A 23,881-nucleotide genomic window follows, 5' to 3' on the forward strand; every position below is an offset into this window, starting at 1 on the left:
GCAAAACCGAATACTAGAGATTATAGGAGTAGATCCAATTGTTAACAAGTAAAATCAATTTGGATAAAACTTAGCCATAGCTAACAATCGAGATTGCACTTTAAAGTTCTGCTGCAATACGTGCTGCTTATTGATATACAGTCGGATTTTATTCCCTTCTTGAACCAGAGAGGCTATGCCGCCGTTTTCTAAAAAACTGATACTTTCACCTATTGTTAAAGTATCCAATGAAATTGTATCGGTCCAAAGTGGAAGTATATCATTTTCTAATGTTTCATCAATGTATGTGATATCACAAAGTTGAGAAAGTTCAGAAATTTGCTGAGTTTTTTTAACTAATATCACATTAATTGGTTTGTTGTTAATTTGCAGTTCATCTCGGTCCTTCATAAATGCACCAGGACCACTATTTAAACTGTAAAAACAAAATGACACAGGGCGTGCAGTGTCATCATGTGTGAACTCAACAAACTTCGCAATTTGAAATAAAAATGCCGATTTTACTTGGTCAGGTGACTTAGCCTGCGCGGGGTATGTTATAAGCACTAATACAAATAGATAAAAGAGCGCTCTCATTAAACTGCACCTTCGTTCAATGGCAGAGTAATAATAAAGTGAGCGCCTTCATTACTTAGCTCATCGTAAATAATGCTGCCCCCTAATGCTTGGGTAACTAAATTATAAACGAGGTGCATGCCTAGACCACTTCCACCTTCGCCACGTTTGGTGGTAACAAAGGGATCAAAAATTCGTTTTTTAATCGATTTGTCTACCCCAACGCCATTGTCGAAATAATGAATGACTAAGCTGCTCTCATTACGCTCAACGTCAAAGGTTATTTCGTTATTTTGATTGTCAGTAAAAGCGTGTATCACGGAGTTACTTAACAGTTGTTGTAAGATCTGTTGCAGCGGCCCTGACTTTGTTTCGATGCTAATGTCGTGACTGCAATTAATGTTTACTTTAGGGCTGCGGTATTCAATTTCTGAACGCATTGAGAGCACAACATCACTTAATAGGTTATGTAAGTTAACCAGAGAAGTCATTTCGCCATCTTGGTTTACAGCCACCTTTTTGAAGCTCGACACCAGTTCGGCAGCGCGGTTGAGGTTACGATAAATTAAGTCGAGGTTTTCAATGCCATCATCTATAAAGCGTTTTAAATGTGCCGATGTTAAGGTTTTTTGTTCAAACAGCGTATTGATTTCAGCCAGCTTGTCACGCAACAGCGTCGACCCGGTTATCCCCAGACCAATTGGGGTGTTAACTTCGTGTGCGACCCCTGCAACCATTTGGCCCAACGAAGCCATTTTTTCGTTTTCAACGATTTGGTTTTGATATTGATGCATTCGCTCAAGGGTGTTGAGTAGCTCTTGGTTTGCTTCACGAAGGGCAATGGTTCGCTGATTTACTTTTTCTTCAAGGCTTTGGTTGAGTTGTTTTATCTCTTGTTTGTCTTTTTCATGGCGCTCAATTTGTTTTTGAGTGCGCGCAAGCATGATGTTTAAGCTGCCCGCGAGTTGATTTATTTCATCAATATTGGTTTTTTGCGCGCGCGTTTCATAATTATGATTTTTAGAAACGTCTTGCAGTAACACACTCAGCTCATCAATGGGGTTTGCAATACGCTTTTGAATACTTCGCGCAACAAAAAACACTAATACCAATACGAACAGCGTCAGTAGGATATCAATCATAATTTTATGATTAATGTATTCATTTAATCGGTCTAGACCACCGCGAATATACACATAGCCAATGGTGTTCCCCTCGTAAACGATAGGGGTAACAAGCTCAATAACCTTATCTTTAACATTAGGTACTAATAAGTCATTAATACTACCTACTTTAATTGGAACGGGCGGTGTTTTGCTGGCGTTAAAGCTACTGAAAAAAACCGGTTCATTAGAAAGCTCGTCAATAGAGTAAATATGAATGTTTTTTATTAAAGGCACTGACTCAAATGATTTTAAGCGCTCAGTTTCTGTTTCGTTATCGTCGAATAGCACGGTAACTTGTGCGTTGTATGCGACAATTTTAGATAAAATAGTAATCTTATCGATGATGAGTGATTTTTGCTCTTTTACATCAAGGTAGGTCGAAATAGAAATAGATAGCGACAAACAGAGTGCGGTAACTAACATTACTGCGTTAGTTAAAGCTTTGCGAATACTTGTTTGTGCAGAGAATATTGACATGCGCTGTCTAAAGCCAATCTTTTTAGTATTATTAGTAACTTCTTAGTCTAGCAAAGACAACAAAAAGTAACTAAATAATAAGAAAAATATTTCAACAACCAATATTAATTAACGAAAACTAAGCCGCTGAGTAAACTGAAAACTTAGTATTTTTGAAGTCAGTTGTGTATTGACCAAATTGTGCTTCAAGAATAGGAGGGTATTTCAAAAAGCTGTTCGCGACGATTGTAAGCTTACCCTGTTTAGTAAGGTGTTGTTTTGCATTAGCTAAAAACGCTTCAGCAATTGTGTAGTCGGTCGCAATGCCGGTATGAAAAGGTGGATTACTGATTATTAAATCAAATTTACCATCAATACTTTCAAGACCATCACTTAATATTGCGTCACCTTGTAAATTGTTTAACGCAAGAGTCTGTGTGGTTGCATAGGTTGCAAGTGCGCTGACATCACTGCAAGTAAACACAAGGTCAGGGTGTTTAATTCCTAGATAGGCGGCAATTACACCGGCCCCACAAGCAAAATCGAGTACTTTACCTTTACTGATATTAGGGGCGTTATTTAATAACACAGCGGTCCCTACATCGAGTGCGCCATGGTTAAATACTCCCGGTACACTGATAGCGGTAAATTCAAGATCGCCCGCTTTAACTTGAAATGGCTTGTGGTAACGGCTGATATCAAAACTATCGTTTAATGTCAGCTCAGAAAAAAGGTATAGAATACAGTGTTTGGCGCTATCGATTTTGTTACTAAAACCACATAAATCCTTAAGCTGCTTTTCTGCTGACTTAACGCCACCTTTGTTTTCACCAACAATAAGAAGCTGTGCATCTTCTTTACAAATAGCGCGAATATTATCAAGACACATTAAAGCTTCAGGCTTCGCTTTAGGGTAGTAATAGATAACTAAGTCGTAATTCCCTTCAGGAATAGTGTGATCAACCACCGCGCGTATGCCATTAATTTTACTGGCATACTGTGCATTTGCGTGGTTATAGCTAAATGCAGTTATGGCCGCATTTGGGTTTAATGCTTTTAGCTCTCGTAAAAAGCCATCTTGTTCAAAGTTAACCACTAAAATGGATTGCCCAACTAACTCTTCGTCGTTGCGAAGTAATAATAAACTGGGGTTGGTTAACTTACTCATTCTGGCTTTACCTTATGTTACTTCGTACGTTCAAACATTAAATCCCATACACCGTGACCTAGACGGTGACCGCGTTGCTCAAATTTAGTCAACGGGCGAGAATCAGGGCGAGGAACATAATCGTTTGTTTCAGATTGGTTTTTGTAACCTTCTGCAACTTGCATAACTTCTAGCATGTGTTCTGCGTAATTTTCCCAGTCTGTTGCCATATGGAAAACCCCACCTATTTTCAACTTGCTACGTAGTTTTTGTGCAAATTCAGGTTGCACGATACGACGCTTGTGGTGACGCTTTTTATGCCATGGATCAGGGAAAAACAGTTGCAGCTTAGATAAGCTTTCATCGGCAATACAGTCAGCCAACACTTCAATAGCATCGTGCTCAAATACACGTAGATTGGTAATACCCGCTTCATCGGCATCCATTAAACATGCACCCACACCTGGGCGATGTACTTCGATACCAATAAAGTTTAACTCAGGGGCATTTTTGGCCATTTCAACAAGTGATTTACCCATACCAAAGCCGATTTCTAATACGATATCGTTATCGTTACCAAAGACGTCTTTCAGGTCGAGCATGCCGTTTTTATGCTCAAGGCCCATTGTTGGCCAACACTTTTCGATGGCGGCTGCTTGGCCTTTAGTTAGGCGACCTTCGCGCTTAACGAAACTACGAATAGTGCGGATATATTTACCCTCTTGCTTTGCTTGCTCGAGGTTAGGGTTACTTGAGTCATTCATATAATTTGGCCTGATAAAAACACGGACTATAGAAAAAGGGTGCGTATTATCCCTGACCAGCGCCTTGAGTACAATAGTTAGGACCTGTTTATCTTTCGAGATTAATTTTGCTGTAGTGAATTTGATATTGAGGCATGGCGGAGTTTATGACGTGGAGAGGGGGCATAATTGGCAAAAGCGCTGTGTCGCTGTTAATTACGCGAATAAATATGCGAAGCGCTTTTGCTCTATTTAAGGACGGATTAACACTTATATTAACTCTTATTTAATCCTGTAAGGGTAACACGCCTCGATGCTGGGTTTTCACTTGCTTGGCCTAACTAACTGCAATAGACTGAGCCGCAATGAGCTTCAGCAAGTAAAGATGTTATTTTGAATTTAAGCAATAAGGAGTCAACTTGGTTTGCTAACCAAGTGGTTGACTGGTATCACCTTCATGGTCGTAAGACACTGCCATGGCAGTTAAATAAAACCCCTTACAAAGTATGGATCTCCGAAGTGATGTTGCAACAGACGCAAGTGATCACTGTTATCCCATACTTTGAGAAGTTTATGCAAAGCTTCCCTGATATTATCGCGCTCGCTAATGCTGATGAAGATCAGGTATTACATCACTGGACTGGGCTTGGTTATTACGCCCGTGCCCGTAATTTACATAAAACAGCAAAAATAGTCCGTGATAAATACCAAGGCAAGTTTCCTACAACCCTCGAAGAAGTCATGGATTTACCTGGCATTGGCCGCTCGACTGCAGGCGCTATTTTATCGTTATCGCTGGGTCAACATCACCCTATTTTAGATGGTAATGTTAAGCGGGTTCTTGCGCGGTTCTTTATGGTTGAGGGCTGGTACGGGGTTAAAAAAGTTGAAAACCAGCTTTGGTCGTTATCGTCTCAGTTAACCCCCAAAGAGTCGGTTACTGAATTTAACCAAGCCATGATGGACTTAGGAGCAAGTCTTTGCTCTCGCAGTAAGTTTGATTGTCAGCCATGCCCGTTAAAGAGTAAATGTCAGGCATTTAATCAAGGTAAAGTGAAAGAGTTTCCACACTCAAAACCTAAAAAAGCGGTGCCTAAAAAAGCGTGTCATCAACTTATTTTAGCCTGTGACAATAAAGTATTAATGGAAAAGCGGCCAAGTAGCGGTATTTGGGGAGGTTTATTTGGCTTTTTTGAATTTACCGAGTACAGCGAGTTAGAACACTTTTTAGCACAACATGGTTTAACTGGTAACACGCAAGCACTTGAGGCATTTACCCATGTATTCTCGCATTTTGAATTAACCATTAACCCACATGTGCTAACCTTACCGGCAATTCCTGATTTTATTAACGAGCACCAACTTGTTTGGTATCCGCTTGACGAATCGGTTGAAGTTGGGTTGGCTGCACCCACTAAAAAGCTGGTTAAACAATTAAGCACAATAGATTACAATAGCATCACGCAATAAGAGTAGAGAGCAATTATGGCACGTACAGTATTTTGTCAAAAGTTACAAAAAGAAGCTGAAGGCTTAGGCTTCCAACTATACCCAGGTGAGCTTGGTGAAAAGATTTTCAACAACATCAGCAAAGAAGCGTGGGGCCAATGGCAGCATAAGCAAACAATGCTGATCAATGAAAAACATTTAAATATGATGGACCCAGAGCACCGTGCTTTTTTAGAAGAGCAAATGGTAGGGTTTTTATTTGAAGGTAAAGACGTAGAAATTGAAGGCTACCGTCCACCTGAAAAATAATAGAAAAGGGCCAAAAGGCCCTTTTTTATTGCTCGGTTTCAGCTTTTTTAATTTGCTCTTTGAGAAACTGCGCTACCTTAGAGTACTCAATTTCAAAACCATCACGCAGCTCAATTAGCTCATCGCTGGTTGGCTCTTCGTTTTTGCAAAAGTGCTCAAATTCAGCGGCAAGCTCGGCGACTTTCATCGCACCAATCGTTTTCGAAATTGATTTTAGCTGGTGGCACGACGAAATAATGCTGTCGATGTCATGTTCAATGACACCCGCATTAATATTTTTAGTCAATTGATTACTTTGCTCTAAATACATTTTAAAGAAGCGCAGTTTTTTAGCCTCATCGTTATTAATATATTTAGCGAGCATGTTCATATCGATAGGCATAGCTGATTTTTTGGCTTCAACCGATGTGCTTTGTGGATTTCTTTTGTTAGACCACTTTAATAAGGTGGATTCAAGCACATTTAATTCAACAGGCTTAGTGATGTAATCATTCATACCAATGCTCAAGCAACGATCTTTTTCACCTTTAAGCGCATTTGCTGTGATTGCTACTATATACGGTTGTGCATTAATGTCTTCTAGCTGAGAAGCTTCTTCGCGAATACTTTTTACCATGTCGTAACCTGACATTTTTGGCATGTGTAAGTCGGTGAGAATAATCGCATAGTGATTTTTTCGCCACAGCTCTAAACCTTGTTGGCCATTTTCTGCCAACTCGACCCCGTAACCGAGTAAATGAAGTTGGTCAGTTAACACTTGCTGGTTTAAAACATTATCTTCCACTAACAGAATAAGCTTATTTTCCTCGCGCGCTTGTTCAACGCTTAAGTAGTTGTTAAATGTTTTTGCAGAAGTAATTTGCTTTGGCTGATGTAAGCCCGCAGCAACAAGTAGCGACATCATAAAGTTAGACTTACACAGTGGGGCAGCATTTAAATAGAAAATATTTTTATGATTAACGGCTGCTTCATCTAATTTACTGAGAACGATTACTTGTTGGTGGTTATCTTCTAGCGTGTAAAGCAGGCGGCGCAATATATAATTAATGTCCTCCATGCTTTCGATCCCATCGAGAACCCAAATAATATCTTTACTGTCTTGTTCTGCTTCTATTTTTTCGTTGCTGTCGGCAATGACGGCGGTGGCCCCCATAAACGAGAGATAGCGCGTTAATAGTTTTTTACGGCCATCATGATTCGTAACAACCACAACGCGCTGATCTTTAATGACGTGTTTATGTGCAAAATCGACTTTACCTTGCGTGCTAAAAGGAAGTTCTACAATAAATTCACTGCCGATACCCAAGTCACTGGTGACAGAAATAGTGCCCAGCATAAGCTCTGTTAAGCTTTTACAAATGGATAACCCTAGGCCTGTTCCACCGTATTCACGCGTAATTGAGCTTTCGGCTTGTATAAAGGGATTAAATATTTCGCCAAGTTGTGCGCGTGTCATCCCTTTGCCATTATCAGAAACACCAAAGCGTAAGGTGTAGTGATCGGTGGTATTTTGCACCACTTCTACTGATATTTTTACGCAGCCTTTACGGTTATCATCGGTGGTGGTGAACTTAATGGCGTTACTACATAGGTTGTACAGTACTTGGCGTACGCGAACAGTATCTCCAATCAGGTTGGTTGGAATGTCGGGGGCAATGGCAAGCTCAAGGTCAAGATCGCGCTTTCTCGCGACAGATGACAACACCCGCGCGACCTCTTCAATGGTGTCTGACACTGAAAATGGCGTATTATCTATATTAAGTTTACCCGCCTCGATTTTAGAAAAATCAAGAATATCATCCAAAATTCCCAATAATGAAAACGCTGAGTCTCTAATAATGGTGCTTAGTCTATGTTGCGCTCCATCAAGTTCTGTTTGACGCAGTAAATCAATTGTACCAATCACGCCATTCATGGGAGTGCGAATTTCATGACTCATGGTTGCTAAAAAGGTCGTTTTGGTTTCGTTTGCTTGTTCTGCTTTTAAGGTGGCTTGTTCAAGGGCCAGTGTTCTGCTTTGTACCTCTGCTTCAAGACCGCTTTGTAGTTTTTCTAAGTCTTGCTGAGCGGCTTTGTTTTCGGTAATAACCGACAACACTTTATTAAGTAATTGATTAATATTTTTAGCGACTTTATCTAAGCCAAAATCGAGCTCTTCTGACACCTGCGTTTGATAATCGGCATTTTGTGTTATTACCATTAATTCGTTGCTGAGTGATTCGCTGTTTTTCATAAAACGTTTATTAATTAATACACTCAAGGCAAATGATAAAATAACTAAAGCTAAAAGCGTTAAACCCGCGAGGGCATACGAGAGCGCGGCTGATTCTATGATTGGTTGCTGCTGTGGATGTTGTTTTACTATAAGCTCACCAACGGGTTGATCATTCAGCTCAAGCACCGTATGAATAATTGTGCCTTGAGCAAGTTGCTGGTCCACTTTACTTGAAGCGATAAGCGCCTCTTTGTTATTAGCGTAGACAAGCGATGCATCGCCATTAATTTCGTATCTATATAAGTAGTAATCAAAATCTTTATTAAGCAATAGGCTTAAATCGAGTACTTCTTTAACTTTATCTTGTCCAGGCATAGTGAGTGCGCTGATAAGTGGTGCAGATAATAACTCTGAAACTTCTATTGCAGTTAAGCGAGGGGGCTCTGTTTGCTTCGGCGCGTTACTGGTTGGGTAAAAGGAGTAAGCAACCACCGCTAATAGGGTGATAACTACGTTTGTTATTATAAAAAGAGGTAATAGGCCTTTTACAGTAGAGGTCGATTTACTCGGCATGGGTCTTATCCAATAATTTTACAGCAAAATTAAGCAGTTCCTTGATGGTAGAACAATCCTACCATCAACGAAGAAAAATTCACCACGTTTTTACCTAAGGAAACCAAATAACAATTAGAGTAAACTATCAGAAAGCGTCAGTTTGATGCTTAAATAACCGTAAAAGTATTAAAAATAGCAATCTTGATGGAAAACTGTTCAAACAGTTATAAAGCTCAAAAAAAAAGTTGACTTGCGAAGGCAAAACCCGTTTAATACGCCGCACGCCCAGATAGCTCAGTCGGTAGAGCAGAGGATTGAAAATCCTCGTGTCGGTGGTTCGATTCCGCCTCTGGGCACCATTATTAAAAATATTGGTGTTTTAAATCAAAAGATTATAACATTAATATAGTGCAGCAGCACACAGCTTTAGTGTGCCGACTTAGCTCAGTTGGTAGAGCAACTGACTTGTAATCAGTAGGTCATCCGTTCAACTCGGATAGTCGGCACCATTTATTAAAAGTCTAGTTAATTAACTAGTTTTTAAGCCCAGATAGCTCAGTCGGTAGAGCAGAGGATTGAAAATCCTCGTGTCGGTGGTTCGATTCCGCCTCTGGGCACCATTATTTGATAATTACTTTTAAAGTGATTATAGTGCACAACGCACACAGTTTTAGTGTGCCGACTTAGCTCAGTTGGTAGAGCAACTGACTTGTAATCAGTAGGTCATCCGTTCAACTCGGATAGTCGGCACCATTTATTAAACAATTAGTAAATTGTTATGCCCAGATAGCTCAGTCGGTAGAGCAGAGGATTGAAAATCCTCGTGTCGGTGGTTCGATTCCGCCTCTGGGCACCATTATTTAAAAGCCTCGCTATTGCGGGGCTTTTTTGTTTCTGTTGCAAAAAATAGTAACAAGTAATGGTCATAGGCTTTGAGTGTTAAACCGGTCGCTCCTAATACAGTTTCACTCATGGTTGCTTTTTCTCCTCAAATTGCTCCCAGCTTACGTTTGAACGTTGTAACTCTAATCTCATCGCTAAATACCTGCCGTTTATCGTACTACAACGTCAACGAGTGTAATTTTATGTAAAGTCAGTTGAGCAAAACTTAATGCAATGCTTGAATTACACTCATAAATAGTTATTTTTCAGGTTTTTATGATGAATTGGCAATGTAGGCCAAGTTTAGTTGCCTTAAGTGTGGTTTTGCTAAGTGCATGCGCAAGCCAGCCAACGAATAGTGAACGAGTACCAGAACTTGAAGCTATACCAAACGCTTGGCAACAACTAGACAGTGCTTCAAAAGTATTAGCTGTGAAGGGTAATTGGTTACAGCAGTTACAAGATCCACAGGTGCTGAGCTTAGTTGAACAGGCTTTAGCGAATAATCAGGGGATTTTACAAGCGGGTTATGATGTTGCAATTAAAGAGCAACAACTCGTTGCTGCGGGTGCGGCTTTGTGGCCAAGCTTAGACTTATCAACACGAACTAGCCGCAGTAAAGATAACCGCCCGGTAAATTACAATAATGCAAGTTCAGCATCACTTGAGCTCGGATACGAAGTTGATCTATGGGGTAAGTTGTCGGCGTCAGAGCGCCAAGCTAACTTAGAATACTTAGCAGAGAAAGCGTCGTTTGAGCAAGCTAAGCAGCAGTTAGTTGCTGATGTTGTTTCGGGTTGGTTTAATGTGATCAGCAATCATAAATTGCTCGAACTTTTTAAGCAGCGCGAACAAAATGCAGAACAAAACTTATCAATCATTGAATCTGGTTACCGCCAAGGTCTAAACGAAGCACTGGATGTTTACCTTGCTCGCAATGAGCTAAATACAGAGCGTTCAAGCATTGCAGAGCAGCAAGCTACGTTAACAAAATCAATTCGTGATTTAGAGCGTTTAACAGGGCAATACCCCAGAGGAGCGCTTACGGTTAGCGCAGACTTACCTTTACTTGATAATGCCATACCACTTGGTTTGCCGTCTGAGCTTATTACCCGTAAACCTGATTTAATGGCCAGTTGGTATCAATTACTCAGCACCGATGCCGGTCTTGCGTATGCGCACAAACAGCGTTTTCCAAGCTTGAACTTATCAGCCTCAATCAGTGATAGCACTGATCGAATGAGTGATTTATTTTCGCCTTCAAGCCTTGCTTGGTCTTTACTTGGCAGCATTTCGATGCCGTTATTTGAAGGCGGACGTTTAAAAGCGAACGAAGAGCAAGCTAGGCTCAATGTTAAACGCCAAGAACAAGTTTACTTAGCGACTCTTTATGATGCATTTAACGATGTTGAAACAGCAATAAGCCAAGAGCAAGCGCTAAAAGTGCGTTACGAAAAAACACTTGAAGCACAAAAAAATGCCATCGCGGCAGAGCAACTTGCTTTTGAGCAATATCAAAGTGGTTTGGTAACGTACACCACGGTTCTGGATGCACAAGACCGCTCTTTTAACGCACAAAGTTCAGTTATTCAAATTAAAAACCAACTTATCATCAACAGAATCAACTTACATATTGCCCTCGGGGGTGATTTTAGTGAAGCAAACACCGAAGTAGCAGAGCAATAATCATGAAAAGCAAAACTCGTAAAATATTAATTCCACTCGTAGTGATAATCGTGACGGTACTTTTAGTGATGTTTATAAAAGGGAATCCGCCGCAAGCTAATCGCTTTTCATCACCTCCTAAAGCAAAAGTGAATGTTGCTGTTGAGAGCCTCACACCGCAAAGCTTTCAAATTATGATCGACAGTTTTGGTACAGTTAAACCGCGCACACAGAGTAAGTTGGTTGCGCAGGCCTCAGGACAAATCATTAAAATAAGTGAGCAATTCCGTGAAGGGGGCTTTTTTGAAAAAGGCGATGTACTTGTACAGCTTGATGATAGAGATCACCGCGCTGAAGTTAAATCAGCGCAAGCCGCACTATTAACCGCTGAACAAAGTTTACTTGAAGAGCAAGCGCGTGGCCGACAAGCAATGACAGATTGGCAGCGCTTAGGTAAAGGCGAAGAAGCGAGTAGCTTAGTACTTCGCAAACCTCAACTGGCAGCCGCAGAGGCGAGTGTATTATCGGCACAAGCCAACCTTGAAAAAGCAAAACTTGATTTAGAGCGAACTAAAATAACCGCGCCTTATGCAGGACGAGTGTTAAGCCGTAGTGTTGATTTAGGCCAAGTTGTTAGCAATAACATGGAAATAGCCATTATTTATGCTGTAGATAGTGTTGAAATTAGGCTACCGATTAAAAATAAAGACTTACCGTTTATTAATTTGCCGGAGCAATTCCGCGATGGTGCTAAAAATAGTGCGGGTTCACTTGTCGAGTTCAGCTCAAACCTAGTAGGCAAACAGCATTGGCAAGGCCAAGTGATTCGTACCGAAGGTGCGATTGATGAAAGTGCTCAGCAACTTTATGTTGTGGCGCAAATTCACGACCCGTATAAAGCCACAAGCGATAACCAGTACCCCATTAAAATTGGTCAATATATTAAAGCGCAGATTAAAGGTAAAACCGTTGAGAATGCTTTAGTTATTCCAAACAGTGCAATTTACCAAGGCAGCTATGTGTACACCGAGGAAAAAGGGGTTTTACGTCGAAAAGACATTACTTTGGCTTGGCAAAATGCAACTCAGGCAATCGTGGCTGATGGTTTATCGGCTGGAGATAATTTAGTGCTTACACCACTTGGGCAAGTAAGTTCAGGTACGCAAGTAACGGTAATGGGCAGCGAAGCTTATCAAGCTACGCGCGCCGATACACCGCGACTAAGCCGCGAAGAGCTTGAAAAAAAAGCAAAAGAGCAAGGCATTACGGTTAAAAAATTGATTGAGCAACGCCGCGCCGCTCGTGAGCAAGGAGCGCAATAATGATAGCTTGGTTCACAAAAAATCATGTTGCAGCTAACTTATTGCTGATCAGCATTTTATTAGCGGGGTTATTTAGCGTTTCAACGCAAATACCGCTTGAGGTGTTCCCATCATTTGAATCTGATCGCATCAGCGTCAGCGTCTCATTACGTGGCTCTACACCTGAAGATGTCGAAAAAGGGGTCACGATCCGAATCGAAGAAGCGGTGCAAGATTTAGAAGGTGTAAAACGCATAACGAGCCGTTCAGCTGAAGGCTCGGCTTCTGTCACAATTGAAGTCGAAACAGGTTATGACCCGCGAGAGTTATTAGCGGATATAAAAAGCCGAGTCGATGCGATTAATACCTTTCCGGTTGATGCTGAAAAGCCAATAGTGTCGCTCGCTGAATGGAAACGTGAAGTAATAGCGGTCACCGTTTCAAGCATTTATGGTGAAAAAGAAACCTTAGAATATGCAGAAACAGTGCGCGATGAATTGTTGCGCCTACCTAGCGTGACTCAGGTTGAGCTAAGTGGGGTGCGCAATTATGAAATTGCTATTGAGGTAAGCAAAGATACCTTGCGTCAATACGATTTAAGTTTGTCGGATATCTCTTCTGCTATTCGTAATTCAAGTACCGATGTCTCAGCAGGTAACTTAAAAACAGAAGGGGGCGATGTGCTTATTCGCTCTAAAGGGCAGGCATATCGTAAAGATGAGTTTTCAAAGATTGTAATTAAGCATCAAGCAGATGGCACGATCATTCGCTTGGGAGACATTGCTAGCATTAAAGACGATTTTGAAGAAACCCCGGTACGCACGCGTTTTAATGGTAAACAAGCCGCCTTTATTGATGTTTATCGTATTGGCCCACAAAGTGCGATTGAAGTCGCTGATGCCGTGAAAAACTTTATTGTCGCACAGCAAGATAACCTGCCTGAAGGCTTCGAATTAAGCTACTGGGATGATGACTCAGAAGTGGTAAAAAGTCGTATTGCAACCCTCACCAGCAATGCGATTCAAGGTGGTATTCTGGTGCTTGCTTTGCTGACACTGTTTTTACGTCCCGCTATCGCATTTTGGGTGTTTATTGGTATACCGGTATCGTTTATGGGGGCATTTTTAGTGATGCCACTATTTGGTATCACATTAAATGTTATTAGTTTATTTGGCTTTATTTTAGTGCTGGGTATTGTTGTGGATGATGCGATTGTCACCGGCGAGAATGTCTATACCCACTTAAAAACAGCCGAAACAGGCGAGCAGGCTGCAATTCGTGGTACACAAGAAGTAGCGACCCCAGTGACATTTGGGGTATTGACTACGGTGGCAGCATTTTTACCGCTTGCCTTTATTGAAGGTGCGCGTGGTGCTATTTTCGCGCAAATCCCCGTGGTGGTTATTCCTGTATTACTGTTCTCGTTAATTGAGTCTAAGTTTGTATTACCGGCACATTTAAAGTATTTAAAGCTGCGCCACGAAAAGGGTGAGCCTACTAAGCTGGAGCGCTTACAACAGCGTTTTGCCGATGGCTTTGAGCATGCCATTATGAAATATTACCAACCGCTGCTTAATCACGCTCTTAAGAATAAACTGGCAACAGTCAGCTTGTTTGTGGGTATTTTCGTTATTATTTTAACGTTAATTACCAGTGGCTGGACAAAGTTTGTGTTCTTCCCGCGCATTCCAAGTGAAACAGTGAGGGCATCAGTAACATTTCCTGCGGGTACACCGTTTGAAGTCACTAATAAATACGTGATTAAAATGTCTGATAAAGCAAAAGAGCTGCAAGATAAGTACCGTGACGAAGACGGTCAAAGTGTTATTTTAAACATTTTGGCTACTACAGGTGGCCGTGGTGGCGCGTCTAATTCGGGGAGTGTTCGGTTTGAAATTATGCCAGCAGAAAAACGCGAATCAGACATTGGCTCTCGAGAACTTGCGAGTGAATGGCGCGATTTAATTGGTATTATCCCCGGTGCGGAAAGCGTAACCTTTCGTGCTGAATTTGGTCGAACATCGAGCCCTATCGACGTACAGCTAACAGGCAATTCAATATCGACACTTGAGCAAGTTGCAGAAAAAGTAAAGCAACGTTTGGCAACATACCCAACAGTGTACGAAATTGCCGACAGCATGTCCGATGGTAAAGAAGAGCTGCAAATTGAGCTAACAGAGCAAGGTTTAGCGCTTGGTTTGAATCGCGTTGATGTGTCGCAGCAAATACGTAACTCGTTTTTTGGTGCGCAAGTACAGCGCATTCAGCGTGGTCGTGACGATGTACGTGTTATGGTGCGCTTACCCATTGATGAGCGTCGTTCAGTAGCCGATTTAAAAGATATTCTTATAAATACACCTAGCGGTGGTACGGTGCCATTGTCGCATGTTGCCACTTTAGTGCCGGGACAAAGCCCGTCATCAATTTACCGTATTGACCGATACCGTACGCTTAATGTGACTGCCGATGTTGAAAAGTCAAACACCAACATGACAGTGCTGCAGGCAGACCTAAAATCGTACCTTGATGAACTAATGCAGCAATTCCCAGGTGCAGACTATTCGCTTGAAGGTGAAGCTAAAGAGCAGCGCGAGTCATTTGGGTCGCTTGCTTGGGGGCTGGTGTTTGTGTTTTTCATTATTTATGCGCTGTTGGCAATACCGTTTAAATCGTATATGCAGCCATTGATTGTCATGAGTGTTATCCCCTTTGGCATGATAGGTGCGGTAATGGGGCATTGGATCATGGGGATGGAGCTTACCATTATGAGCTTGCTCGGTATGCTGGCCTTGATTGGCGTGGTTGTGAATGACTCACTGGTGCTGGTTGATTTTATCAATAAAAAGCGCGAGGAGGGCGGTGACCTTCTCGAAACAGTTAAAATGGCGGGAGCATCGCGTTTTCGCCCAGTAATGCTTACCAGTTTAACCACTTTTATTGGTTTAATGCCGTTGTTATTTGAAAAAGCCACACAAGCACAATTCTTAATTCCGATGGCGGTAAGCCTTGGGTTTGGGATTATTTTTGCAACCCTTATCACCTTATTACTTGTTCCGGTTAATTACTTATTGATGGAACGTTTTCAGGGGTGGTTTAAATAGGCTTGAGACTAGGTACTCGTTATTAGATTCTAAATACAAGTACTCAGTGCTATAACGCGGGGTAAACCTGCTGCTACAGGTAAAAAGGTGGCGGCGGGTTTATTCCGCGTTTTTATTCGTAGGTAGATTCGAGCGTAGCGAAATCAAGTAAGTTAGCAAATTCTAAAGATTAAAGATAAACCGAAGAAGACCTTTAAACGCCAAAAAATTAAATGCCAAATGGTCTAGGTGAGAATTTATTCTGCGTGCAAAAAATACAGTTTAGAAAAATATAAAATGAAAGTATTGATAGCTCGTAGCTCGTAGCTCGTAGCTCGTAGCTTGAAGTAATGAAGGTGTTCCCCAAGTATGCGGTGCCCGGTGTCAGTCCTGAAACCTTGAGGTTTCAGGGCGGGAATCTGCGGTCTACCGTAGGCTTCTCGGTACATGCCGAGCTTGCACAATAGTAAACGAACAGAAACCCTAACATAAAATTTATCGGCTCAGGGACTTAACCAAGCTCCAACACCCTAGGGAACATATTCAGTATATAAGACAAGTTTCAATCATTAAACCATAGAAACCAAAAAAGCGGATCGTTCGGGTAGTTTTTCCCCACCTTTAACGAGGCATTTACTTTTCAGATTGCTTTTTGACCTCAATCATACAATTAATTGGAGTTGCGATTTATCGAGTGGTAGCATGACGTTACTGAGACGAACAAAGAAAAAGTTATGAGCACGTTACCTGATTACCAGCAAGCGCAATTGCTATTAGAAAAAAATGAAATTTTTGTCGCACCCGCCGAAGCCCATGGCGTAATAAGTGGCTTACTTGCTTGTGGCATTAATATTGAAGCCGACGAGTATTTAGGCTTATTAAGCGATGTTTTCAATGATGGTTTAGCATTCAATACCGATCTAAAAGCGTTTTTTGCCACTATATATACACAGGTTGTGGCGAGTTTTGGTGACGATGAATTTCAGTTCGATTTATTCTTGCCAAGTGATGACGAGACCCTAGTTGACGTAGCAAACGGCCTAGTGTCTTGGGTATCGGGTTTTATGCTTGGTTTCGGTTTAAAGCAAAAAGACTATGGCAAATTGTCTGCGGACGTAAAAGAAGTTATTAGCGATTTTAGCGAAATTACTCGCTTGGATACTTTATTCGAAGAAACCGAAGAAGACAGCCAAGCACTACACGAAGTGATCGAGTACGTGCGCGTTTCTGCCTTATTATGTTTTGCTGAACTCGGTAAAGAGCAAACAGATAAAAGCACTAAAAAGACCCTTCACTAATTAAATTACAGAGGTTTAGCATGTTGTCTATTGCTATCGATAAAGCTGAATTTAAAGCCCGTCGCGAGCGTTTACTTGCGATGATGGACAAAAATAGCATCGCGATTATTCCTGCAGCTGCTGAAGTTACACGCAGTCGTGATACCGAATACGCATTTCGCCAAGACAGTGACTTTTTCTACTTAACGGGTTTTAACGAACCCGATGCAGTGTTAGTGCTTTGCCCATCAAGTGACACGCCAAGTACGCTTATTTGTCGCAATAAAGATAAATTAGCTGAAATTTGGCATGGCCGTCGAATTGGCTTCGAAAAAGCGAAATCTGAGTACTTATTCGACGCAACCTGTCCACTTAGTGAACTAGATGAACAATTATTAGATTTGGTGAACGGCCAGCAGATTTTATTTTATGCACAAGGCACTTACCCACATTTCGATACGAAAATTTGGGACTTATTAAGCACGCTTCGTGGTGCACCAAAAAAAGGTTACAAAGCGCCTCACACTATTAAAGATATTCGTGGCCTAGTACACGAAATGCGTTTATTTAAATCTGACGCTGAACTAAACATTATGCGCACTGCTTGTGAAATTAGTGCGCAAGGCCATATTCGTGCGATGCAATTTGCAAAACCAGGCGCAACTGAATATCAGCTAGAAGCAGAACTGCACCATCACTACGCAATGAATGGTGCTCGCCACCCAGCATATGGCACCATTGTTGGCAGTGGTGATAACGCCAATATACTGCATTACACACAAAACGACGCCGAACTAAAAGAGGGCGACCTAGTACTGATTGATTCAGGGTGTGAGCTTGAGGGTTATGCAGCAGACATTACTCGAACATTCCCTGTGAATGGCAAGTTTAGTGAGCCACAAGCCGCGCTTTATAATATTGTACTTGCGGCGCAAGAGGCTGCATTTAGCCAAGTGAAACCCGGTGGTAGTTTATCTAAAGCCAATGAACTGGCTTCAACGGTATTAACGCAAGGCTTAATTGACTTGGGTATTTTAACGGGTGAGCTTGATGAGCTAATGGCAAACCAAGCCTGTAAAGCGTTTTATATGCATGGCCTTGGCCATTGGTTAGGCCTTGATGTGCATGATGTAGGCGAATACAAGCTTGACGAAAAAGAGCGCGTATTTGAGCCAGGAATGGTCTTAACTATCGAACCCGGTTTATACATCAGCGAAGATACCAAAGCACCTGCGCAATACAAAGGTATTGGTATTCGTATAGAAGATAACTTACTTGTCACAAAAGAGGGTCATGAAAACCTGACACTCTCAGTACCTAAAACTATCAGTGACATTGAAGCAGTGATGCAAGGCAAATAAAGGCTAGGAGCAAACGTGGCAGAGCAGTTTGATGTTGTCATTATCGGCGGTGGTTTGGCTGGCGCAAGTTGTGCATTAGGCCTAAAACACAGCAATAAACAGTTATCAATCGCTGTGATTGAAGCAAATGAAGTAAGTGCAAACTATCACCCAAGCTTTGATGATAGAAGTATTGCACTGGCTCAGCAATCGGTTCAATACTTACAATCCATTAATGCATTTGATTGCCAAGCGCAATTTGCTGCTGCAATTGAAAAAGTAACGGTTTCTGACCGTGGTCACTTTGGTAAAACCCACATTGATTGCCATGAATATGCGCAAGATGCACTTGGGTATGTCGTTGAGGTGAATCCATTTGGTCGCAGCTTGCACCAGCAGTTAACTCGCACAGATGTGAGCCTGTTTTGTCCTGACACGGTTGCTAAAATTGAGTACCAAGCCGATGCTGCGAACGTTACTTTAAGTTCGGGCGAACAGCTGAGTGCAAAACTGGTGGTTATAGCCGACGGTGCTAATTCGAGTAGTCGAAAGCTGGCTAATATTGAGTTTAATACGCGCCCTTATCAGCAAGGCGCGATCATTGCCAATATTGAAGTGGCGGGTGGTCATCATCACCACGCATTTGAACGCTTTACCGAGCATGGCCCGATGGCGCTTTTGCCCATGAGCAATAACCGTTACTCGTTAGTATGGTGCATGGAGCTTGAGCATATAGATGCGCACATGGCGCTTTCAGATGATGCATTTTTAGCTGCCTTGCAAAAGTCGTTTGGCTATCGTGCCGGCACGTTCAGTAAAGTTGGTATGCGTGCCAGCTACCCGCTGGTGTATGGAAAAGTAGACGCGCTAAGCAGCCATCGCACTGTACTTATAGGTAATGCTGGTCATGCTATTCATCCCATTGCGGGGCAGGGCTTTAATTTAGGTTTACGTGATGTGCAACTACTTTGTGATATGGCGCACCGCAGCGATTTAGGTGATTACGCTTTTACCCGCTACTATAGCCAAGTGCGCAGTCAAGATATTGCCACGGTTATGACTTTAACTGACAGCTTGGTGCGGCTATTTTCAAATTCATCGCGAATGCTTGCGCTTGGTCGTAGCATTGGTCTTTTCTCTATGGATTTATTCTCCTCGTTAAAAACCCCGTTAGCCAAACAGTTAATGGGTCAAGTTAAGCAAGGTAAACGGATATGAAACAAGCACAGGTTTGTATTGTTGGCGGTGGCTGTGTAGGCCTTACGCTTGCACTTGGTTTAGCTAAAGCCAATATTAGTGTGGTGGTGATTGATGCCAGTGAAAAGCAGGCGCTTCCGGGGGATGAGTATGGCCTTCGCGTTAGTGCGCTGAGTCTGGCGAGCCAAAGTTTGTTTGAGTCACTGAATGTGTGGCCTGAAATTATTAAGCAACGCGCCACGCCTTATACCTCGATGGATGTACGCGATAAAGACAGCTTTGGCAAAATTCATTTTGATCACAATGATCTCGACTTACCGCAGCTTGGTCATATCGTTGAAAACGACATTATTCGCTACGCTTTAATTAGTGAACTTGAAAAGCAAAGTAATGCCAGCTTATTATTCGAAACCCGTTATCAACAAATACATCAAACAGAATCCGATGTCTTTATTACACTTGAAAGCGGTGAGCCTGTGATTGCTAAATTGCTGGTAGCAGCCGACGGAGCAAACTCGGCGATTCGAAAGCAGTTCAATATGCCAATTACGTTTAAAGATTATGATCATCATGCCATTGTTGCGACTGTAAAAACCGATGATGAGCATAATCACACAGCACGCCAAGTGTTTTTACCAACCGGCCCTTTAGCGTTTTTGCCGCTGCCTGATAAACACACGCATTCGATTGTGTGGTCAACCAGCCCTGTGCACTGCGAGCAGTTACTAGCACTTGACGATACCGAGTTTAATAAAGCACTACTGGCTGCACTGGATGGCCAATGCGGTTTATGCGAAGTTCAAAGTGAGCGCATGGCGTTTCCACTTAAAATGCGTTATGCACAGCAGTGGGTGTCGGGCAAAGTCGTGTTAATGGGCGATGCAGCGCATACTATTCACCCACTTGCCGGGCTTGGCATGAACTTAGGCTTAAAAGATGCCGCTTACCTAATTGAGTTATTAACCAATGAGCAGGGTGAGTTTGCAAGTACACGCACGCTGCGTGATTATGAACGTACCCGTAAGCTTGATGCGCAAAAACACATTGCCATGATGCAAGGACTAAAAGAGTTATTTGCCGGTGCTAATCCGCTTAAAAAGCTCGTGCGCGGTGTGGGGCTTAGCCTTGTTGATAACCTGGGACCAATTAAACACTTGTTCGCAAAAGAAGCGATTGGTAAGTAATAACTAAGCCGTTGTAAATATTTAAATAAAGCCGTAACTAGCCAGCTAGTTACGGCTTTTTTACGTTTAGCTGAATGCAAAATGATAGCGCTGTCATTTTTGTTAGTGTATGATTAAATTTTTGTGATTGGTATGGAAATTAAACAGCACAATGATGTTTTAAAGCCAGCCAAATAAAAATAATTAATTAAAATAACTAGTTGAGAAAAATTATGGAAGCAACGGTTGAGTGTGACAACAACACAAAACAAAGCATTTGGCTGCCAATGGTATTGGCAGGATCAATGTTTTTTATTCTGGGGTGTATAACGTGGCTTAATGGTGCAATTACACCATTTTTGCAGCAAATGCTTGAGCTGTCGCCGTTACAAGCTTCGTTTATTATTTCTTCGTTTTATATTGCGGTTACTGTTGCAGGTATTCCCTCAGCGATGCTCATAAGACGCGTTGGTTATAAAAATGGAATGGCGATTGGCTGTGCTGTCATGGCACTGTCGGCGTTAATGTATATTCCTGCCGCGAAACTGCAAATGATCGAAATATTTTTATTTGCACAGCTTATGATAGGTGTCGGTCAAACAATTCTTCAAACGGCTGTTAACCCCTATGTAGTAAAAATGGGCTCTGAAAAATCAGCCGCGGTGCGTGTATGTATTATGGGCTTATTGAATAAGTTTGCTGGAGTTATCGTACCGGTGATCTTTGCTGCGGTCGTTGTAAGCGGTGTAGTCGATGGTGCGGGTAAACTGTCGCAAGAGCAAAAAGACATTATGGCCAATAGCTTAATTATGCCGTATGTATTAATTGCGGGTCTTATTATGTTATTTGCTGCGTTCGCAAAATTTGCACCTCTTCCTGATTTAGTGTTTGACGAAGGCGAGTCATCAAATGGTAAAGGTGAGTTAAAAGAAACACTTGCTCATCCGCACCTTGTTCTAGGTGTTGTGGGCATTGCTTTGTATGTCGCAGTTGAAGTGATTGCTGCCGATACGATTGGCTCTTACGCTTTGCAAATTGGCGTTGCTGATTACTCCGTTATGACTTCGTACACAATGGCGTGTATGTTGATTGGCTACGCGATAGGTATTGCAACTATCCCACGTTTTATGAGCCAGCAAACAGCACTATTAATGTCGGGTATCGCTGGCATAATCACCGTGCTACTGGTGGTATTTGGTAGTAATGACTCGTTTATTATTTCTAATCTATTACTTGTGCCATTTGGAGGCCCTGAACTCCCCGATCCTTTATTGTGTATCGCGCTACTTGGTTTTGCGAATGCGATGGTGTGGCCTGCAATTTGGCCATTAGCATTGGCGGGGTTAGGCCGCTTAACTGGCACTGCATCGGGGTTGTTGATCATGGGTATTGCTGGTGGTGCTTTAGGTCCGCTGCTGATTGGTTTAGGTAACGTAGCAGGGCTGGGCGCGCAAGGTGCGTATATTGTTATGATCCCAAGTTATCTATTCATTTTATTTTATGCTCTTAAAGGCCATAAGATGAAAAGTTGGAAATAACAATACGTTAAGAATTCAAGTTAGAACAAAGCCGCGACGACCATCATCGCGGCTTTTTTACGAGTTAGCACGACAAACCGCTTATAAATACAAAGAGTTGCGACCCTTACAGCTGAAATTGGCGTTTTAAAATCTCGCCGGTAAAGCTTGTTTTTAAATAAAAGCCGCGAGGCAGGGTTTGGATCACATGCCCATTTGGCCCAATAGCATCAGTAAGCGCTTTACTGTTAGCCGCTTTTGGTCTTATTTGCATGACATCACCCAAGTGTCCCGAAATTTCATCGATACGACCCAGCGCGATAAGTTCCATTTGCTCTTCCCAGTCACGTTGCAGCTGTGCATCTTGCTCGGCACTGGGTTGCCATAAAAAACCACTGCCAATGGTACGATTAAATGGCAGAATTTCGCGTTCTCCCAAAATCGGTAACCACAACACATGATTGAGCTTTTTACGCACCGTACTTTGCTGCCATGTAAGACCTGTTACGTTCAATAACGGCGTAACAGAGACAAAAGTTGTCTCTAAGGGTTTACCCTTAAACGAAATAGGCAAGGTTTTTAACTCAATACCAAGCTCTTCAAAATCAGGAGTGGGTTTCGAGCCCGCGGTTGCCCCTAATACATATTCAATAAGCTGACCGGTCCAGCCTTTTTCACGCAGCAAGTCATCGGGTGTTTTAAATTGGTACTGCTCTGCAAGCTGGCCGAGTGTAAGCCCCGCTATTGCATTCACGCGTTGCATTAATTCGTTGATTGAGCTTGGTTTTAGTGGTCGCATACGGCGTTTATTTGATTGTGTTATTAACCTTAACATGATAGCAAATGCGCATTGCCGTGGATATCTTTGTATTTGGGTGTTTTTTGCGCATGTTGAAAGTGAGTTAAAAACAGTCAATTTGTTTTGTGGGAATAACATCTTAATATATTGAAATTTAATGACTTTTGTCGATGTTTGATTTTTGGCTGTTGTATTAATTAGACAGTTGTTTGTATAAATACAGATATATGAACATGTTTATCCACAGTTTCTGTGGAGAAAGTGCTTTTTTGAACTGACTATTGTGGATTTGTTTGCAAAATAAGCATGATTTACAAAAGTTATGCACAAGCTGTGGGTAAGGTGAGAAAAATACGGTTGTAAACTACTATTTTATTAAAAGCGCGTATTTTCGTAATAATTGCTTTCTAACATATTGATTAAAAGCGCTTGTTAAAATGCTAATTTCAAATCTGGTTTCGGCGAAGGTGTAAAGTGTTTGCTGTATCGCAGGTTATGTGGAACAATCAATAAAAATCGACTTACAAATGAGGCACTAAGGTGATTGATGCCGAAGGTTTTCGTGCCAATGTCGGAATTGTAATTTGCAATAATCAGGGACAAGTATTTTGGGCTCGACGTTATGGTCAGCACTCTTGGCAATTTCCCCAAGGTGGTGTCGATGATGGTGAAACAGCAGAGCAAACCATGTACCGAGAATTACACGAAGAAGTGGGCTTGCTTCCTGAAGACGTCGAGATCGTCGCAAGTTCAAAACATTGGTTACGCTACAAATTACCCAAGCGTTTAATTCGCAGAGACTCAAGTCCTGTGTGCATTGGGCAAAAACAAAAATGGTTTTTACTGAAATTACGTTGTAAAGACGAAGATGTAAACTTACTTAAAACTCATCATCCAGAGTTTGATGACTGGCGATGGGTGAGCTATTGGTATCCGGTGAGGCAAGTTGTGTCATTCAAGCGCGATGTTTACCGTCGTGTAATGAAAGAGTTTGCCCCGTTTGCAATGCCGTTTAATAAACGAGAACAACATAAAGATAATTGGCGACAAAAGCGATAAGGGCAA

Annotated in this window: 16 protein-coding genes, 5 tRNA genes, 1 other RNA gene and 1 pseudogene; 16 read left to right on the forward strand and 7 right to left on the reverse strand. The window is 41.9% G+C overall.

What is annotated here, in order from left to right; translation table 11 throughout:
- Nucleotides 1-54: 54 nt before the first annotated feature.
- From GZH31_RS04145 to trmB, 4 genes are all read right to left on the reverse strand, one after another.
- Nucleotides 55-576, reverse strand: a complete 522-nt coding sequence (locus GZH31_RS04145; protein WP_036970447.1) for a YfiR family protein — start codon at nt 574-576, stop codon at nt 55-57.
- A complete protein-coding gene (locus GZH31_RS04150) occupies nt 576-2,198 on the reverse strand; it encodes an ATP-binding protein (protein ID WP_036970444.1) in 1,623 nt (540 codons plus the stop codon). The genes GZH31_RS04145 and GZH31_RS04150 overlap by 1 nt, the downstream gene beginning before the upstream one ends.
- A gap of 118 nt (nt 2,199-2,316) precedes the next feature.
- On the reverse strand, nt 2,317-3,345 hold the full coding sequence (locus GZH31_RS04155; protein ID WP_065978407.1) for a methyltransferase: 1,029 nt from the start codon (nt 3,343-3,345) through the stop codon (nt 2,317-2,319).
- A 17-nt stretch (nt 3,346-3,362) separates the two neighbouring features.
- Nucleotides 3,363-4,088: a tRNA (guanosine(46)-N7)-methyltransferase TrmB gene (gene trmB, locus GZH31_RS04160; protein WP_074989461.1), complete on the reverse strand. Its 726-nt coding sequence runs from the start codon at nt 4,086-4,088 to the stop codon at nt 3,363-3,365.
- A gap of 372 nt (nt 4,089-4,460) precedes the next feature.
- Between trmB and mutY the strand changes: the two genes are divergently transcribed.
- Entirely contained in the window at nt 4,461-5,537 is a 1,077-nt protein-coding gene (gene mutY / locus GZH31_RS04165; RefSeq protein WP_371915640.1) for an A/G-specific adenine glycosylase, read from the forward strand.
- Nucleotides 5,538-5,552: 15 nt separating this feature from the next.
- Nucleotides 5,553-5,825, forward strand: a complete 273-nt coding sequence (locus GZH31_RS04170; protein ID WP_036970432.1) for an oxidative damage protection protein — start codon at nt 5,553-5,555, stop codon at nt 5,823-5,825.
- 25 nt (nt 5,826-5,850) lie between these two features.
- On the opposite strand, the gene GZH31_RS04175 is transcribed toward GZH31_RS04170, so the two are convergent.
- The gene (locus tag GZH31_RS04175; protein ID WP_075593842.1) at nt 5,851-8,613 is read right to left on the reverse strand and encodes an ATP-binding protein; all 2,763 of its coding nucleotides are present in this window, start codon (nt 8,611-8,613) and stop codon (nt 5,851-5,853) included.
- Nucleotides 8,614-8,878: 265 nt separating this feature from the next.
- Between GZH31_RS04175 and GZH31_RS04180 the strand changes: the two genes are divergently transcribed.
- The 8 genes and pseudogenes from GZH31_RS04180 (at nt 8,879) to GZH31_RS04215 (ending at nt 15,544) form a co-directional block, all read left to right on the forward strand.
- Nucleotides 8,879-8,954, forward strand: a tRNA-Phe gene (locus GZH31_RS04180).
- A gap of 74 nt (nt 8,955-9,028) precedes the next feature.
- A tRNA-Thr gene (locus tag GZH31_RS04185) sits at nt 9,029-9,104 on the forward strand.
- A gap of 35 nt (nt 9,105-9,139) precedes the next feature.
- Nucleotides 9,140-9,215 (forward strand) — tRNA-Phe (locus GZH31_RS04190).
- 57 nt (nt 9,216-9,272) lie between these two features.
- Nucleotides 9,273-9,348, forward strand: a tRNA-Thr gene (locus GZH31_RS04195).
- A gap of 27 nt (nt 9,349-9,375) precedes the next feature.
- Nucleotides 9,376-9,451: transfer RNA gene (locus GZH31_RS04200), tRNA-Phe, on the forward strand.
- Nucleotides 9,452-9,756: 305 nt separating this feature from the next.
- Nucleotides 9,757-11,185: pseudogene (locus GZH31_RS04205) on the forward strand (efflux transporter outer membrane subunit).
- Nucleotides 11,166-12,464, forward strand: a complete 1,299-nt coding sequence (locus GZH31_RS04210; protein ID WP_075593843.1) for an efflux RND transporter periplasmic adaptor subunit — start codon at nt 11,166-11,168, stop codon at nt 12,462-12,464. The pseudogene GZH31_RS04205 and the gene GZH31_RS04210 overlap by 20 nt, the downstream one beginning before the upstream one ends.
- A complete protein-coding gene (locus GZH31_RS04215) occupies nt 12,464-15,544 on the forward strand; it encodes an efflux RND transporter permease subunit (RefSeq protein ID WP_065978401.1) in 3,081 nt (1,026 codons plus the stop codon). The genes GZH31_RS04210 and GZH31_RS04215 overlap by 1 nt, the downstream gene beginning before the upstream one ends.
- Nucleotides 15,545-15,879: 335 nt before the next feature.
- On the opposite strand, the gene ssrS is transcribed toward GZH31_RS04215, so the two are convergent.
- Nucleotides 15,880-16,063, reverse strand: a non-coding RNA gene (gene ssrS / locus GZH31_RS04220) — 6S RNA.
- A gap of 194 nt (nt 16,064-16,257) precedes the next feature.
- Here ssrS and GZH31_RS04225 point away from each other — a divergent pair.
- The 5 genes from GZH31_RS04225 (at nt 16,258) to nagP (ending at nt 22,038) form a co-directional block, all read left to right on the forward strand.
- Nucleotides 16,258-16,821 carry a UPF0149 family protein gene (locus GZH31_RS04225; RefSeq protein WP_036970422.1) on the forward strand — a complete coding sequence of 188 codons (564 nt, stop codon included), beginning with the start codon at nt 16,258-16,260 and terminating at the stop codon, nt 16,819-16,821.
- A gap of 20 nt (nt 16,822-16,841) precedes the next feature.
- On the forward strand, nt 16,842-18,161 hold the full coding sequence (gene pepP / locus GZH31_RS04230; protein WP_075593844.1) for a Xaa-Pro aminopeptidase: 1,320 nt from the start codon (nt 16,842-16,844) through the stop codon (nt 18,159-18,161).
- A 15-nt stretch (nt 18,162-18,176) separates the two neighbouring features.
- Nucleotides 18,177-19,358, forward strand: a complete 1,182-nt coding sequence (gene ubiH, locus GZH31_RS04235) for a 2-octaprenyl-6-methoxyphenyl hydroxylase (RefSeq protein WP_180311413.1) — start codon at nt 18,177-18,179, stop codon at nt 19,356-19,358.
- Nucleotides 19,355-20,521: an FAD-dependent monooxygenase gene (locus GZH31_RS04240; protein ID WP_036970414.1), complete on the forward strand. Its 1,167-nt coding sequence runs from the start codon at nt 19,355-19,357 to the stop codon at nt 20,519-20,521. Before ubiH ends, GZH31_RS04240 begins: the two co-directional genes overlap by 4 nt.
- A 212-nt stretch (nt 20,522-20,733) precedes the next feature.
- Nucleotides 20,734-22,038, forward strand: coding sequence for an N-acetylglucosamine MFS transporter NagP (gene nagP / locus GZH31_RS04245; protein WP_036970411.1), 1,305 nt, complete (start codon nt 20,734-20,736; stop codon nt 22,036-22,038).
- A 106-nt stretch (nt 22,039-22,144) separates the two neighbouring features.
- Here nagP and mutH read toward each other — a convergent pair whose 3' ends face one another.
- Nucleotides 22,145-22,816: a DNA mismatch repair endonuclease MutH gene (gene mutH, locus GZH31_RS04250; RefSeq protein ID WP_036971710.1), complete on the reverse strand. Its 672-nt coding sequence runs from the start codon at nt 22,814-22,816 to the stop codon at nt 22,145-22,147.
- A 540-nt stretch (nt 22,817-23,356) separates the two neighbouring features.
- Here mutH and rppH point away from each other — a divergent pair.
- Nucleotides 23,357-23,875 (forward strand): RNA pyrophosphohydrolase, encoded by a 519-nt coding sequence (rppH, locus tag GZH31_RS04255; RefSeq protein ID WP_036970409.1) that lies wholly within the window; start codon nt 23,357-23,359, stop codon nt 23,873-23,875.
- The last annotated feature ends 6 nt before the right edge of the window (nt 23,876-23,881 follow it).

It is taken from the genome of Pseudoalteromonas sp. JSTW, from assembly GCF_013423925.1.
GTDB lineage: Bacteria > Pseudomonadota > Gammaproteobacteria > Enterobacterales > Alteromonadaceae > Pseudoalteromonas > Pseudoalteromonas lipolytica.

Coding starts and splice junctions, on each gene's coding strand:
- GZH31_RS04215 (WP_065978401.1), top strand. CDS start 12,464: ATGATAGCTTGGTTCACAAAAAATCATGTTGCAGCTAACTTATTGCTG.
- GZH31_RS04150 (WP_036970444.1), bottom strand. CDS start 2,198: ATGTCAATATTCTCTGCACAAACAAGTATTCGCAAAGCTTTAACTAAC.
- GZH31_RS04210 (WP_075593843.1), top strand. CDS start 11,166: ATGAAAAGCAAAACTCGTAAAATATTAATTCCACTCGTAGTGATAATC.
- GZH31_RS04225 (WP_036970422.1), top strand. CDS start 16,258: ATGAGCACGTTACCTGATTACCAGCAAGCGCAATTGCTATTAGAAAAA.
- GZH31_RS04155 (WP_065978407.1), bottom strand. CDS start 3,345: ATGAGTAAGTTAACCAACCCCAGTTTATTATTACTTCGCAACGACGAA.
- GZH31_RS04240 (WP_036970414.1), top strand. CDS start 19,355: ATGAAACAAGCACAGGTTTGTATTGTTGGCGGTGGCTGTGTAGGCCTT.
- GZH31_RS04145 (WP_036970447.1), bottom strand. CDS start 576: ATGAGAGCGCTCTTTTATCTATTTGTATTAGTGCTTATAACATACCCC.
- pepP (WP_075593844.1), top strand. CDS start 16,842: ATGTTGTCTATTGCTATCGATAAAGCTGAATTTAAAGCCCGTCGCGAG.
- mutH (WP_036971710.1), bottom strand. CDS start 22,816: ATGCGACCACTAAAACCAAGCTCAATCAACGAATTAATGCAACGCGTG.
- trmB (WP_074989461.1), bottom strand. CDS start 4,088: ATGAATGACTCAAGTAACCCTAACCTCGAGCAAGCAAAGCAAGAGGGT.
- GZH31_RS04175 (WP_075593842.1), bottom strand. CDS start 8,613: ATGCCGAGTAAATCGACCTCTACTGTAAAAGGCCTATTACCTCTTTTT.
- GZH31_RS04170 (WP_036970432.1), top strand. CDS start 5,553: ATGGCACGTACAGTATTTTGTCAAAAGTTACAAAAAGAAGCTGAAGGC.
- nagP (WP_036970411.1), top strand. CDS start 20,734: ATGGAAGCAACGGTTGAGTGTGACAACAACACAAAACAAAGCATTTGG.